This is a genomic window from Sphingomonas sp. SUN039 (genome assembly GCF_024758725.1).
GTDB lineage: Bacteria > Pseudomonadota > Alphaproteobacteria > Sphingomonadales > Sphingomonadaceae > Sphingomonas_O.
In genome coordinates, this window is the sequence record NZ_CP096972.1 from 2,380,975 (window position 1) to 2,396,620 (window position 15,646).

At 64.8% G+C, this 15,646-nt stretch carries 7 protein-coding genes; 3 read left to right on the forward strand and 4 right to left on the reverse strand.

Annotation, left to right across the window (positions count from 1 at the left end; all coding sequences use genetic code 11):
* The first annotated feature begins 529 nt into the window (after positions 1 to 529).
* A complete protein-coding gene (locus M0209_RS11585) occupies positions 530 to 1,036 on the forward strand; it encodes an ECF-type sigma factor (protein WP_258888423.1) in 507 nt (168 codons plus the stop codon).
* Here M0209_RS11585 and M0209_RS11590 read toward each other — a convergent pair.
* The 4 genes from M0209_RS11590 to M0209_RS11605 all read right to left on the reverse strand — a co-directional run bounded on the left by M0209_RS11590 (position 1,021) and on the right by M0209_RS11605 (position 13,511).
* Positions 1,021 to 3,411 carry a serine/threonine-protein kinase gene (locus M0209_RS11590; protein ID WP_258888424.1) on the reverse strand — a complete coding sequence of 797 codons (2,391 nt, stop codon included), beginning with the start codon at positions 3,409 to 3,411 and terminating at the stop codon, positions 1,021 to 1,023. The genes M0209_RS11585 and M0209_RS11590 overlap by 16 nt on opposite strands.
* A gap of 23 nt (positions 3,412 to 3,434) precedes the next feature.
* Entirely contained in the window at positions 3,435 to 7,247 is a 3,813-nt protein-coding gene (locus tag M0209_RS11595; protein ID WP_258888425.1) for an S-layer family protein, read from the reverse strand.
* A gap of 425 nt (positions 7,248 to 7,672) precedes the next feature.
* Positions 7,673 to 8,635 carry an Abi family protein gene (locus tag M0209_RS11600; protein ID WP_258888426.1) on the reverse strand — a complete coding sequence of 321 codons (963 nt, stop codon included), beginning with the start codon at positions 8,633 to 8,635 and terminating at the stop codon, positions 7,673 to 7,675.
* 574 nt (positions 8,636 to 9,209) lie between these two features.
* Positions 9,210 to 13,511 carry an S-layer family protein gene (locus tag M0209_RS11605; RefSeq protein WP_258888427.1) on the reverse strand — a complete coding sequence of 1,434 codons (4,302 nt, stop codon included), beginning with the start codon at positions 13,509 to 13,511 and terminating at the stop codon, positions 9,210 to 9,212.
* Between the two features lie 143 nt (positions 13,512 to 13,654).
* Between M0209_RS11605 and M0209_RS11610 the strand changes: the two genes are divergently transcribed.
* Both M0209_RS11610 and M0209_RS11615 read left to right on the forward strand, forming a co-directional pair.
* Entirely contained in the window at positions 13,655 to 14,305 is a 651-nt protein-coding gene (locus M0209_RS11610; protein ID WP_258888428.1) for a response regulator transcription factor, read from the forward strand.
* Positions 14,302 to 15,585 (forward strand): sensor histidine kinase, encoded by a 1,284-nt coding sequence (locus M0209_RS11615; protein ID WP_258888429.1) that lies wholly within the window; start codon positions 14,302 to 14,304, stop codon positions 15,583 to 15,585. Before M0209_RS11610 ends, M0209_RS11615 begins: the two co-directional genes overlap by 4 nt.
* Positions 15,586 to 15,646: the final 61 nt, after the last annotated feature.

Consider the following 15,646-nt stretch of genomic DNA (forward strand, 5'->3'; position numbering starts at 1 on the left):
AGACCCGACGGGCAATGGGCCGATCGTCAGCTGGTTCTGACCGCCTTGAACGGGCATCCGCCTTCGGCGAGCATCCAGGTCCCGCGAGGTCACCGGGTCTAGGTTACTGCCGCCGGGAAGCGGTCAGGCGGCACACGCGTGGCTTCGGCAAGAAATGCGTCGAGCCATGGATCGTGTGGCTGCGGAATATCCGAACGCCATTGAGCGAGGCCGCCCTTAAGCCCCACCGCCGGTGCCGGTTCATCTGGTTTATCAGGCGAACAGACGCGCCTCCGTCAATGTCCGCGCGTTTGTCGACGCCGCGAAGACGCGCTTTGCAGCACTAAATCTTGCCAAAGTGAGCAGTTGGTCTCGTAAATCGCCGCCCATGAACGAATGTCAGCAATCAGGATGAAGCTGTACCCCGTGCTGCGTCCGCAAAGTTGGCGAAAGCGGCGATCGAGCCAACGATTCGAGCCGCCGCAATCTGACAAGTTTGGTCTGCGGGCCTGTATCGCGATAGAGTGTTTGCGAAGCTGTGCGGGGGCCGATGCAGGACAAGGACAGTCGGGACACGATGCTGAGCGAACTCTACGACGAGTTGCGCGCCGCCGCGTCGCGCATGTTGCGCTACGACGCACCGCAGCTGACGCTCCAGCCGACCGAACTCGCGAACGAGGCGGCGCTGCGGATCGTCCGGCTCGAAAAAATGAGCTGGAACGACCGCCAGCACTTCTTTGCGACCGGCGCGCGGATCATGCGGCAGGCGATGATCGACGCCATCCGCAGCCGCAAGCGCGCGAAGCGACAAGCACCGACGATCTTCTTCGATGGCGACGCCGACCATGCCGGGGTCGATGTCGAATCGCTCGATGCGGCGCTGACCAAGCTCGAGGGCGTCTCGCCCGAACTCGCCAAAATCGTCGAGATGCGCTTTTTCGTGGGCCTCAAGCCCGACGAGATCGCGCTTGTGCTCGGCAGTTCGGAATCGACGGTGAAGCGGCGGTGGCAAACCGCGCGGCTGTGGCTGGCCGACGAACTTCAGGAGCCGCAATAACGGTCAACCGCTTGGTTTATCCTTGGAATGTCGATCCGCGCATCGCGTTCGGCCAAGGCACCCGACGTCCGGATCGAAGTCCAGAGGTTCTGCCCGCGCCGCGCCACCGCGCATGCCTCCGCGCGGCTCCCCGCCGCCGCGACGATCGCCGCATGATTGGCCATCGCCACGGCAAGATCGCGTCGGCGTGTGGGGTCCGAAGGTGCGGCGGCCAGTCGTCGTTCGCGCAGGGCAACACCCTCGCGCGACGTCGATGCGGCCTCGCCGGTTCTGCCAAGTGCCTGCAGCAGGATCGAGTCTTCTCCCAGCAGGATGAGCAAACGCATTTCGAGCGCGGCATCCGGCCCGAACGCGAGATAGCGCCGCAGATCGGCAATGCCCTTTGCGGCGATCGCATGGGCTTCGCTCTCGCGGCCCTTCATGTCGGCCAGCGTGCTTGAAATGTTGAAGGCCGCCCCGCCCTGCTTCTCCGTCCAGAGCGACGAAGGCGTTCGGGCGAGCGCGGCGTCGATAATTGCGGCAGAAGCGCGGTAGGCCGCCAGCGCGCCGGGAATATCGTCGGCGTAATAGCGGGCGTCCCCCAGCCGCTCCAGCAACCCGGATTCGAGCAGTTTTGCCTCGCGCGGCAGTGCGGTCTTGAGCGCCGACGCGCGCAGTCGTGCCAGCGCAGCATCGAGCACCGCGATGGCTTCTTTGGGCCGGTCCGACGTCGTGCGCGCAAACCCGCGGTTCTTCTCGACAGTCAGGCGGCCGAGCAACGCGCTCGCGCGTTCGGGCTGCGCCGCCAGCGATTTGTCGAAAGCTGCCGCGGCGACCTCGTTCCAGCGATCGTCGCGTCCATCCTTCGCCAGTGTCCAGCGCGCGCTGGCGACCCAGCCCAGTTCCTCGTTCACCTGGGCGTCGCCCGGTTGCTCACGGTGCAGCGTGTCGAGCAGGTCCTGCGCTGCGTTAAGTGCACGAGCGGCGTCTGCCGGTCGCCCCAAGCTTGCCGTGCCCGAAAGCCCGAGCAGGCTCGCCAGCCGCCGATAGCCCTGCGCGGTATCGAAGCGAAGGTCGGCGGGGGCATCGCGGACTGCTGCCAGACGTTCGAGATAGCGGCCCGACACTTCCGCCAGCCGCGCGCGGGCGACCACCGTGCCCGGCGCATCGCTCAGGTCGTCACTGAGTTCGGTCAGCATGAAGTGCGCGAGCTTTCGCACTTCGAAGAATCGCGCATCGGCCTCCGCCCGCGCCCGTTCCGCGCGGACATATTGCACCGTGCTGACCACTGTCGTCGCCACCAGAGCCAGCCCGACCAGCGCGGTCAGTGCCAGCCCGCGCCGGTGCCGCCGTACGAACCGGCTCGCGACATAACGCCAGCCCGCATCGTCGCGCGCCGCAACCGGCACGAACGCACGGTGCCGCCGGATGTCGGACAGCAGCGCCGCGACATCGGGATAGCGGTCGCCGGGCTGCTCGCGCAGCGCGCGGCCGGCAATCGCCGCCAGATCACCGTCGAGCTGCCCGACCGGCAGGCGCGTCCCCGGCACATGGACGGTGTCCGGCCCCGGCACCGCCACGCCGAGCATTGCCAGCATCAGCACGCCCAGGCTGAACACGTCGCTGGCAATCGTCGGCGCGACCCCGACACCGCGTTCGGGCGCGGCATAGCCCTTGGTCAGCGGATAGGGGTCGCCGCTTTCGTCCGGATCGAGCCCGACGATCAGCCGCGCAATCCCGAAATCGAGCAGATGCACCCGCCCATCGGCGGTCATCAGCACGTTCGACGGCTTGATATCGGCGTGGATCACCAGATTGCGGTGGGCATAGGCGACCGCATCGCACACCGTCTCCACCGCGTCGAGCCGCGCGGCGCGATCCGCCCCGCGCGCGTCGAGCGCCTCGGTCACGGCCACCCCATCGACAAAATCCATCGCCAGCCACGGCCGCCCGTCGGCGTCGCCGCCGTCGAGGATGCGGACGATGCCGGGATGCGACAAGCGCGCGAGGATGCGGCGTTCCTCGGCAAAGCGTGCCTGGGCGCGCGGGCTGGCGAGGTCGCCGCGGATCAGCTTGATCGCGACCGTTTGCGCGAACACGCCGTCGTCGCGCTCGGCCTTCACCACCGCACCCATCCCGCCGCGCGCGATTTCGCCGGTGACACGATAAGGGCCGATGCGCTCGGGGATGCTGTCGACGATGCTCAGCGGGCGGATGAAGCTTTCGGTGGGCAGCAGGCGGAAATCGCCGCCCTCGCGCGAGAGCAGCTCCTCAACGCGCGTGCGCAGCCCCGCATCACCGCCGCATTCGGCCACGATGAGGGCGGCGCGCGCCTGAGGATCGTCAAGGCCGAGTGCGGCCTCGACAATCCTCAGCGCGTCTGCATCGGTGGACATCGGATCAGCCTAACGCGCCGCCCTCAGAACGCCACCCGCACGCTCGCGGTCGCGGTGTGCGAGGTGTAGCCGCCACCCAGCCGCCCGTCATAGCCGAAGCCGAGCGAGGCCCGCTTGCCGACCGGCACGCCGACCCGCGCGCCGAGCAGGACGCCGTTCGGTTCGCCTGGCGCACTCATCGTCAACGATCGCGTGGGGGCCAGCGCGAACGCGACCGGCACGTTGCGCGCCGATCCTTCGAGCACCGCGAGGTAGCGCGCGCGGGCCGACAGGCTGAACGAGCCGAAATCGCGCCCGACCGACAGCCCCGCCGTCGCGCGCACTTGTCGCGTGGAGGTGCCGCCGACGACGAGCCCGAGCGTATCGGTTTCGGTAAAGGCGCTGGTCGACAGCCGTACCCAGTCGATTCCGGCTTCGGGCCGCAAGGTCCACCCGCCGCTCTCAATCGCATAGCCCAAGTCGAGTGCCACGCCGGTCACGCGGACGTCGTAGCGCGCCGACGAACTGCCGATGATCGTGCGGCGGGTGTTGGCATTGCCGAAGCCTTGTACGAGCGCCAGCGAGGCGGCGAACGGACCGCTGTCGAAGCGCAGCGCCGCGCCGATTTCCGTCAGTTCGACCCGGCCCGTCTCGAGCGCACCCGCGACATCCATATCGATCCGCCCCCGGTCGATGCCGAGCGCCAAGGTCAGCCCCGGCGCGACGCCGATGCCGACCCCGCCCGCGATGCCCAGCGCCGCGCGCCGCGCGCCCTGGTTCACGCGAAAGCCATAGACATCGGCCCAGCCCGCGCTCCCCGCCTCGACGCGCCCCAGCCGCCCGAGCAGCCGCCCGCCGAGGTCGAACAGCCCCGACTGCACCTCGGCATGAACACTGCCGACCGCGACGACCTGTCCGTTGAGCTCATAGGTTTCGCGCAGCGTTTCGGTGACGGTATCGGTGCGGGTTTCGTTGATGGTGTAGGTCGTGGTGGTGATCGTGTTGAAGTTATTCTCGCTTTCGCCAACGACATAGGATGTCCCGCCGGTCGTGCAGGTCGGTCGCGTTGACGAGGGCAGCGACGAGACGTTGCAAGTCGACAAGGCTCCAACTTGGACCGTGGCGGGCCCAATCGTGATCACGGTGTTCAGCGTCTGAACGCCGGGACCGGCAAGCGAATAGGTCGAGGTGCCGGTGACAGCTGTGCTTGTCGTGGTCGATGCCGTGCGGGTCGGACTCCCGATGATAACCCCCGGACCACCCGCAGTCGTTATCGCCGCTCGCGCCGCCGTAACTCCATTCTGGACAGCGGTGCTGGCAAAAGCAGCGGCGAATGTCTGATCGTACAGCGGCGCCCCGCCAAGCAGACGGCCGACGATTTGCGTCGAAAAGGCTGTTGACCGGTTGGTCGCCACGGTCGCCGCGTTGAATACGAGGCTTTGACGCGTCGCATCGGTGAAGCTGTCTGTCGGACTTGAATTGATATCGAGATAGACATTGTTTGCGTCGTAGCGCAACGCTGCCGTTGCGTTTGGATTGGTTGAAAGCGGGCTAAACGTGCCCGTCCGTCCGCCATTCGCCGTCAGCAGCGTGTAACTCCCCGACGTAAACACGCCGCCGACCGCGAACGCGGACACACTCCCCGCCAGCGTCGCCGTGCCGGTGACCAGCACCCGGTCGGTCGCCGCCTGCGTCGCGCCGACATCGACGCGGAACGTGGAACCCGCGTTGAACACGAGGTTGCCGTTGATGGTGAGCGTGCCGGTCGGGGTGTAGATGCCCGGCGACAAGGTGCCGTTCACGACGGTGTTGCCGACCGTGCCGTTACCTGCCAGCGTTGCGCCGCTGGCGACGGTGGTCAGCGAAGAACTGGCGGTCGATCCCGCGACCCAGAGCGTTCCGGCGCGGACGGTCGTGGTGCCGGTGTAGCTATTGGTGCCGTCCAGAACCAGGCTTCCCGTCCCGTCGACGATCAAATTGCCCGCGCCCCGGATATTGCCTGAATAGATACTCACGAAATTCCCGGGTTCGAGGTTTGTCAGCGTATTGCTGCCCAGCGTGACGAAGCCGCTCCCGCCAAGCTGCTGGACCGTCTGGTTGCCGCCGCTGGAGATATCGAGCTCGGAGGCGGCGTTGAGCAAGCCGACGCTGCTGCTGCTGGCGATCGAGCCGCCAGCTCCGATGTTGAGCCTGCCGATCACCCCGGTCGAACCCGTGTAGCTTTGCGCGCTGGTGATCGTCACAGCGCCGGTGCCCTGCACAAAAACCTCCCCCGACCCGCTGACCTGTCGGGAGAACGTCACTGCTGTTGCTTCGTCGAAGGTCAGCCGCCCGCTATTGACGACGCCCGACGTGCCATTGATCGACCCGTTCTGGCCCCCCGTCGAATTGCCGAGAATAAGTTGTGCCCCGGTCGCGATCGTGGTCAGGCCAGTATAGGTGTTGGCTCCGGTCAGTCTGAGGCCGCTGCCGAAATTGCCACCCTGTTTGGTCAGCGAGCCGGTCCCCGAAATGACGCCGCCATAGGTGGTCTGGTCGGCGCGATTGAAGATCAGGCTGCCGCGATTGACGATGTTGCCGCTGATCGTGCCGGCGAAATTGCCATCGCCGATGCGGAGCGTGCCGTCGAAATCGGCGGCGGTATTGGCGGATGTAATCGTGCCCAGGTTGAGGATATCGACCACGCCGGTCGCCCCGGCGGTGCGGCTCACCACGATCCCCGCCGTGTCGCCGCTGACGCTGCTCCCGCTTCGGATCGTCACGCTGGCGTTGCCGTTGCCCATGGACAGCAGCATGCCCGTCCCCGTCGCGTTGATCGTGCCCGACAGGTCGGCAATCAGCGCCCCGTTGTTGAGGGGATTGAACCATACGCCATTCCGGAGGGCGCCGGTGGTGCCAGTCTGGTTGATGGTCGTGCCTGCGGCGGTGGTGAAGCGAGCGACCCCGGTATCGGGGCGAAGTAAGACGCCGATATTCGCCACGGTGACCGATCCGCCGCTGGTCAGTGTGACATTGGTTCCGCCTCCACGCCCCGATGCGGCAATGCCCGTTCCGGCAGAATAGGTGTTGGTGATCAGCGCGTTGGTGGTCAGGTTGAGAGTCGACGCCGACGACAGTGCGACATCGTTTCCGTTGAAGATCGAGGCGGCGATTCCTCCCGTTACAACAGTCTGGCCGGTCATTGTCAGGTTGACGTCAGCCCCGCCGTCGAGCGCGAGCGCGACTGCACCCGTATTTACGCCGGTTGCGGTGATCGTGCCGCCCGCGAACCACGCATCGATCCCGCGATTCAACGAATAGAGGTCGATCCCGGCAATCCCGCTGAACGTGCCGGAAATGGGGGCGGCCTGGGTCCCCACCATGATTCTGGAAGTCCCTGCGGCGTTCAATACCAACGCGGTGGCCAGTGCAGCCGTAGAGTTGGTCGTGACGGTGCCGTTGCCGAGATAGGTGATCAGTCCGCCGCTGCTTGTCACCGACAGACCATCCCTCGGCAAAGCTTCGTTGGCATTGGCCGCCGTGTGGCCGATCGTGCCGTTGTTGGTGATCGTGACGGGACCGGTGTTGTTGGTCACTAGCGGACCCGACAGTGGACCGACAACGTCGAGGCCAAAGCCGCTGATCGTGGTTCCGCTGGCAATGTTGACGTTGATCGGCGCGGTGAACTGGTGGCGATTGGCAGTCGTTCCTGCGTTGGTGCCGCTGGTGTTGGTAGCGACGGTCGTTGTCGTATTGCCGCAGGTTATCGTGACCGTGCCGTCGACCGCCGTCGTCGTCACGCAATCGGCCCATGCCGACGCCGGCACCAGCAACGCCGCCACCGCCACGCTCAAACAAAGCGCTGAAATTCGTGTCATCGCCATTCCCCTTTGCCCATCGGTCCGAACGACCGCGTTCAAAAGGCAGAGGCGACATCGGGCCGGATTCCGGTTCACGAGCATGAAAAATAATTCTCGGCCGGACGGAATTCGGGGGCAACGGCAGCCGGCCTATGGTCGTCAAAAGACCGTCATTCGGCTTCACGACGGTTGCCTGCTTTGCCCTTTTGCAGGTTGTCATGCTTCGCAATTTCTGGAGCTAACCCAGGCGATCACCACGTATTCAAAATGTCGAAGCTGTGCAGAAATGACGAAACGCACCTCGCCTGTAATTTGTCCGGGCCGGGCCATTCATTTTGCTTGAACGAAAGGCGGGAATTAGCCCCGCCAAGCCAATTCTGTAGGTCCGAAATGTCGGCGGATCCGGCTGAATCGAATGAAAGTGACTCCAACGTTCCCTTGTTTTAGGTCCAAATTGTTTCCTGATTCCAGTTTGGCAGAAACCCACCTTGGGCGGGAGTGGCGAACGGCATGATCGGGAAAGCTTGCCAGTGCGCCTTCATGCGGCTTGGCCAAGAGGTCCCGGGGTTGATGCGCCTTACGAAATAGCTCGCCACCGCCGCGGCGCCATAGACGCGCGTGCGACGCTCCAGGTTGCTACCGATGTGCACCAGCTGTCGTGCCTCAAACGGCTTGGGTACTAAGGGCTGATTGATGATCCCGGCATTCCATAGACGGGCGTGGTGCGCACTAATGTTTCGTACGAACGCAAGCGTCTTGATCCAGCTCACCAGCGTGTTGGGAAGGAGGCCGTAGCGTTTAGCAATTGCAGCACGATCATTGGGGTGCGCCATCTCGAGCAGCCAGGACAGCGTGCCAAAGTCCCATGCCTCCACGGCCATCCAGATTGGCACGGGCGAGCTGTAGCTAGCAAAGAATTCTGTAACCCAATCTTCCTTGGACCGAGTAATGGCATCATCTGCCTTGATTAGCCAATTCTGATGGCGCGTGCCTCCTCTTGGCATCGTCTGATTCGCACGATGCGTATCGAGGAAAGCGGTAGAGCGGTGCGCGCAAGGGTCTCGCTTGCCGAGCGCATGCGCGAGATCGACGCGTAGCGCGACCTCAATTCTCTCAATGCCGTCGAGGAAGATTAAACGGAGCTGTTTGTCAAACAGGTAGAGATCTACGGCGTGGCGAAACTCCGCACCGGGTAGAAAATTATCGCTGCGGATGGTGCGTGTTGTGTCATTGGGATCGGGGACGAGCTGTTGGAACGGTTGCCAGTAAGGCGTAAGCCGCCCGTATCCGATCCGTTGAAGGTGAACGATCGCTTTGGCTTGATCGGTTACGACAAGCCCGCGCTGCATGAGAAGCCCAAGTTGGGCGGCAAAAGTAAGGTGGGGTTTGGTATAAGGCGGAAGCATCCAGCCTCATATGAAGAAGGCCGCCCCTTGATGCCAGCGGCAACAGCGGGGGCGGCCATGTTGAAACCGATATACGCACGAGAGGGTTAGGATTCAACTAAAAGTTGACAGCCGTTCGACAGCCACTGGAAGCTAGGGTGCCTGAATGACACGCCTCGGCACCAACGTCGAGGCGAACCCAAGCGCGCCTCAGATCGCTCGCGAAGGCAGGATTAATGTATGACGGCTATCGAATCGGCTTTCTTGATCACCGAACGGCAGCAATGTTGGCGGTTACGGACATACTGCTTCGGCCAAAGCGGACGGTCAGCTGCCGCCAACATTGCGGTTGATAGTCCGCCGCCTAGCCAATCCCAAAAACGGCCGTCCGTTCATCGGAGATTTCGCCGAGAAGAAAATGATCGGCATGGGGCCGCGTGCAGTGGGTTCGCTGTCAGGATCGCCATCTGCCAAAGCAGACATCGTCAGATTAGGTGTCCGATCGATGGCGATCCGACGGCATGAAGAACAGCGGCTCTCGCTAGTATGGCTGCGAAAGCCACCGCTGCGCGGTGTGGGTGTTGCTTGCGCACCCTCACCAAGCGAAGGTAACCCCCATGCGACCGCCGGTGCTGTCCTTGACCGTCGATCCCGCGATACCCGCGTTGAAATAGACATGGTCGCCCGCCTTCACGACGGCCGAAGTCGAAAAGCCCTGTTCGCCACGATAGGTCGCGAGGTTGAACGACACCGCCACGCGCGCGTCGGCCGGGATGATCGTCCCGCCCAACGCCATGGCCGCCGCAATTCCGCCATTGGCGTTGCGATTGTTGACATCGATCCGGGCGGAGAGGCTTGCCTGCCCGGCTTCGAGCGCACTTAAACGACCGACTTGGGCAGCGTCCATCGCCTGTAACGCGGTGATCTGCGTCGCCTGATTACCGACGCTGGTTTGCAACGACGCTATCGCCGGGCGGATGGTGGTGTCGCGACCGAGCGTTCCCGACGCATCGACCGTTGACAAATCGGTCGGCCCGACCTGCGCCGCTGTCGAGGCGGCGATGTCGCCGACCGTCACCGAAGATCCTGCGCCGCCGAGCGCTACCTGGGCGTTACGCGTGGTGGTCGCCCCGGCACCGACCGCAGTGGCATTGGCATGGGTTGCGCTGGTGGCGCTGCCGATCGCGATGGCGTTCGCGCCGCTCGCCGTCGGTCGGGTACCGGTGCCGTTGACCGCAACATAGTCGGTACGGGCAAGCGCGGTGTTCGCGGTCGTCTGGGCCGTCGCGGCGTTGGTCAGGGCCGTGTTCGCGACGCCCTGCGCGGTGGCGGCGTTGGCAAGGGCGGTATTGGCCGCTCCTTGCGCCGCCGTCACCGCCTGGTTGGTTGCGAACAACTGGCCGCCATTGACGGCATCGGTCGATCCGCTGGCGACATTGCCCGATGCCACATTGACCACGCGCCGTTCGCTGCCCGACGCCCCCACCGACACGGTGTTCGCCTGGCCCGCGACCGAGCCGGTGCCCAACGCGACTGAATTGGCTCCCGTCGCCTGGGCATTGCCGCCCAGCGCCACCGCCCCTGCCGTCCCCGCATTGGCACCGTTACCGAGCGCAACGGCCCCTGCACCATTGGCGGTGTTGGCATTGCCAATAGCCACCGCGCCGTCACCGGTTGCGTTGTTGTCGGCCCCCAGTGCCACAGCGCCGGTGCCGGTCGCATTGTTCGGATCGCCGAGGGCGACCGCTCCGTTCCCATTGGCATTCTGGCGAAAGCCGAGCGCGACGGCACCGACACCGGTCGCCGTCGACGTACCGCTCTGTACGCTTGAGCCGCCGGACGTGATGCTGATCGCGGCAATGGCAGCGTTCATCTGGCTCAGCGTGACCGCATCCTGTGCGCCGATGGCATTGGCCAGGTTGACGATGCGGCGCTCGCTGCCGACGGCGCCGACCGAGACGGTGTTCGCCTGATTGGCGACCGAATTCACGCCGATGGCAACGCTGCCGAGGCCGCTCGCCGAAGTGCTTGCACCCAGCGCCACGCTGCCAACGCCCCCCGCATTCGCGCCGTACCCAAGTGCAACTGCATTGGTGCCATTGGCAAAGGCAATGGACAGGCCAGCGGCATTGTTGATGCGGAACCCGCCGAGCGCGACGTTGAGCTGACCCACGGTCGCAGCGTCGGATGCCGAGGTTCCGCTGGCGAGATTGGTGATACGGCGCTGCTGGCTGGCAGAGCCGACCGAGACCGTGAAGTCCTGATCGGCAACCGCGTTCGCGCCGAGCGCGACGCTGCCGAGGCCGCTGGCCCGCGCGTTCGCGCCGCTTGCGACCGTCCCGGTGCCGGTGGCAATCGCGCCATAGCCACCGGCGACGGCGTTCGTGCCGGTTGCAGATGCCTTGGCCAATCCCGCCATATTGTCGGCGACGAAGCCGCCGAGCGCTGTATCGAGCTGACCGACTGTCGCTGCATCGGTCGCGGCGATACCCGCTGCGACGTTGACGACGCGCCGCTGTAGCGATGCAGTTCCCAGCGAAACCGTGAAATCCTGTGTCGCTACCGCGCCAGCCCCGAGCGCGACACTGCCAGTCCCGCTCGCAGTTGCCAGCGTGCCGCTGGCAACGCTGCCGCTGCCCCCCGCTTGGGCGCCATAGCCCGACGCGACGCTGTTGCTGCCGCTGGAGACGGCGCTAGCAAAACTTCCGCCATTGTTCGCTGAAAAGGCCGGGCTGCCGCCGCCCGCGGGAATTGCGGCGATGGCGCTGTTAAGCTGACCGACTGTGGCCGCATCCGTGTTCGCCGAACCTGCCGCAACGTTGACTAAACGGCGCTGCTGCGCCGAAGTGCCGAACGATACCGTATAGTCCTGTGTGGCAAGCGAATCGGAACCGAAAGCCGCACTGCCGACACCAGTGGAACGGGCACCCGATCCGAGCGCGACGGCATTGTTCTGACTGGCGACGGCCAGGATGCCAACCGCGACACTGCCTGTGCTGGTCGCGCTGGCGGATGCGCCGCTCGCGACGCTTCCGCTTCCTGCAGCATTTGCGCCGGTGCCGGTCGCGACACTCGCATTGCTTCCCGCCGATGCGGCATAGCCGATGGCAAGGCTGTCCGGCCCCGATGCCGCTGCGTTTGCAAAACCATGCGTATTATTCGCGGCGAGGGCCGGAATTCCCCCGGCAGGAAGGGCGGCGAGGGCGCTATTGAGCTGACCGACATTGACCGCATCGGTGTTCGCCGTCCCGGCGGCGATATTGACGATCCGGCGCTGTTGCGTGCTCGACCCGACCGAGACGGTGTTGGCCTGATCGGCAACCGAATTGGCCCCGAGCGCGACGCTCTGTAGTCCCGAAGCGGCAGCGGAGGCACCCAAAGCTGTGCTGAACCGGCCGGTTGCGCTGCTCAGCGCGCCATTAGCCGTCGATGAAAAGTCGCTCGCAGAGCTGCTGGTCCCGGTGGCAGTCGCATAGTCGCCGCTTGCGGTGCTCAAGCCGCCCGTCGCAGTTCCCGAAGTGCCCGATGCGGTTGCGCGAAAACCGGTTGCCACGCTTGCCGACCCGCTTGCTTGCGCGCCGTAGCCGGACGCGACGCTTGAGGCACCGCTCGCCGCCGCCGCCGGCGTGGTGCCGACGCGGTTTGCGGCAAAGCCCGGATTGTCACCGCTCCCCGCACTCGCTGCGATCAGCGTGTTGACCTGGCCCAGGTTGACCGCGTCGGCGGTGTCAATCGCGGCTGCGACGTTGACGATGCGACGCTGCTGAGTAGTCGATCCCACTGACACCGTGTCGGCTTGATCCGCCACGCTCTGGTTGCCGATGGCCACGCTGCTCGCCGCCGTGGCAGAAGACAGGATGCCGATGGCGACGGCGTTGGCCCCCGATGCTACCGTGCTGTCGCCGAGCGCCACTGCGAAGTCGCCGCCCGCGCGCGCAAATGGGCCGAGCGCCGTGCTGCGGAAGCCATCCGACGCTGCCGCGACACCTACTGCCGAAGCGAGCGAGCCCGACGACGTACTGTTTCGGCCGATCGCGATGCTGCTGAACTGACTGGCAGTCGCCCCGAGTCCCAAGGCAACAGAATTGTCGCCCTGCGCCTGGGCGTCGCTGCCGAACGCAAGGGCGTTTGCCCCGCTTGCTATTGGGACTGTGTGAATGCCGGTGATGATCCCCGCCATCAGATAGGTCGGAATGGCGGCAATGGCGCTGCTCATCTGGCCGAGGTTGACGGCATCGGTCGCACTGGTGCCCGCAGCGATGCTGGTCAGCCGCCGGGTGAGCCCGTTTGCGGCGTCGCCGAACGACACCGTATTGGCGCTCGACGCGACCGAATTGGCACCAATGGCAACCGAACGATAGGCACTCGCCACGGCGTTGTTTCCAAGGGCGACACCGAATGCTTGCGCGTTGCTCTGCGAACCGATGGCGGTGCTGCCGCCATTGGCCCGCGAACGATAGCCGATCGCCGTCGCATCGTCGTCGTCTGCGCTTGCCGAATTGCCGACCGCGACGGTCTGGTTGGCATTGGCAAGTGCATCTGCACCGATGGCGATGGCATCGATCCCCGCCGAATTGGCGTTGTTACCGACGGCGGTGCCGCGAAGATTCGACGCGCGCGCGCCCGAGCCGAGCGCGGTCGTGTCCTCCTCGCTCGCCTGGGCACCATTACCGACCGCCGTCGCGTCGCTGACGCCCGAGGGGCTGCCCGCGATACTGTTGGTGCCGCACGCGAGCAGGCGCGGTGCCGTCAGCTGCAGGCATGGTGCGGTCGCGTCGCTGCTGCCGATTACCGCCTGTGCCCGCGCCGCTTGCGGTGCCGTCAACGCTAGTGCGAGCGCGAGCGTGCTGACACCCAGAAAACGGGTATTGGAAAGAGGTGAAGCTGTGCTGTGCATGAGAACCTCGTTGCCGTTGCGTGAACTGTGGCGGGGAATGTAGACACAGCAGCGGGGCAGCCTCGTCACCCGAACAGGTGACAACCGGCAGTCATCGAGTCCGCTAAGTCGGTGTCCGGATTGCGTAGGTTCGATCATCGCGGATGTATTGCAGGGGGGGCACTATCTCGAGCATCGCCATCATCGAGGACGATCCGGCGATGGTCTCGTGGCTCAGCGCGGCAATCGAAGGTGCCGAGGATCTCTGCATCAGCGCGGTTGCCACGACCGCGCGCGACGGCGCTGCCTTGATCGACAAGGGCGGCTATGATGTCCTACTTTGCGACCTGGGCCTGCCCGATGGCAGCGGAATCGACCTGATCCGCCAGAGCGTGCGCCAGCATCCCGACGCCGATGTCATGGTCGTCACCCTGTTCGACGACCAGCGGAACGTCGTAAACGCGATCCGCGCAGGCGCGCGCGGCTATCTGTTAAAAGGGATGGAAGCCGATGCCTGTACGGGCTCGATCCGTGAAATGCTGCGCGGCGGATCGCCGATCAACCCCCGCATCGCCCGCATGCTGCTTCAGCAGATCAGGCCAGATGCCATAGACGGCGACGCCCAGTTGACCGAACGCGAACGTGACGTCCTGAACGTGCTCGCGCGCGGCTTCTCGAAAGCAGAGTGCGCGGGTTTGCTGGGCATTTCGGTCAATACGGTCGGCACTTATGTGAAACGGATTTACAGCAAGCTCGAGGTCAATTCGCGCACCGCGGCGATTTATGAGGCGTCTGCCCAGGGAATGATCGATTGAAGGTTCATCCATTTGCGCGCGCAGCAGCTGCTTTGCCGGTGGTGCTGTCGCCGCGGCTGGCGTTCGTCGTCATCGCCATCGTTCTGCTGCTGGTGGACTGGTTCAGCTTTCACAACTGGGCTGCCGGACGGCTCGGTGCCACATCCGCTGACGCCGCAGACCTGACCTTCCTGCTATTGCTGACCTGCTGGATCGTCGGTCTGGCGCTGCATCGGCGGCGGCTCTCGCACGGCATCGACCGCGACGATTCCTGGCAGGGTTTCATCGTCGCCATGCTCTGGAGCACGGGCCTAGCCAGTGTGACGCTTGACTGGCTCGAAAACCCGGCGGCGGGCGATGATCGCCGATTTCTCGCCGTAACTTTTGCGGTTGTTTATATCGCCATAGCTTCGACGGCGACGATCACGGCGCCCGGCAAACAACCGCGTACTTTGCTGGCGACACTCGCCCCAGTCGTCGAACTGCCGCCCCTGCTGGCGCTGCACCTGATCGAAGGATGGTATCTGGGTGGTACGCTTCTGGTCATTCTGGCGATCTTTGCCGCACTGATGATGGCGTTTCGCGAGGCGATTACCCGGTCGATCAATCAGGCCCATGCGGCATTGGTCGCAACCCAGACCGATCTTGCGGCGGCCGAAACCGAACGGCGCAAACTTGAAGTGAGCAGCGCCATCGATACCGAACGCGAGCGCCTGATGCGCGAAGTCCACGACGGGATCGGCTCGAGCTTGGTCACGGCACTCGCCATCGCGCAGCGCGAAAGACATCCGGCTGAAACCACCGAAGTCCTGCGGCGCGCGCTGTCCGAACTCAAACTCACCGTGGACTCCCTCGATCCCCTTAACGGCGACCTGCTCGCCTTGCTGGGCGGACTCCGACATCGTTTCGACGACGATCTGCAGCGATGCGGGCTTGCCGTCGTCTGGGACGTGCGCGATTGCCCGCCCATTGCCTGGCTCGATCCGGTTCATGCGCTGCACCTGCTGCGCCTTGTCAACGAAGCGGTCAGCAACGTTATCGGACATGCGGGGGCCAGCGACATACGTTTCGAGTGCCGACCGGAACGCCGGCACGATGCCGAAGGCGTCCTGCTCGTCATAAGCGACAACGGGCGCGGCTTTGCGACCGACAAGCTGTCGAAAAACGGCACCGGACTGACGGCAATGCGGGCGCGCGCCGCCATATTGCGCGCCGAGATCGACATCGCCGCAGTCGTCGCCAAGGGAACCCGCATCGATTTGTGGCTTCCTCATAAACGCGATGAGGCGCGCAATTTCTAGTTGCTACCCATATTCGACCCAAATGCTGCGTCGAAGATCATGCTCGGTTAGCCGACGCGGG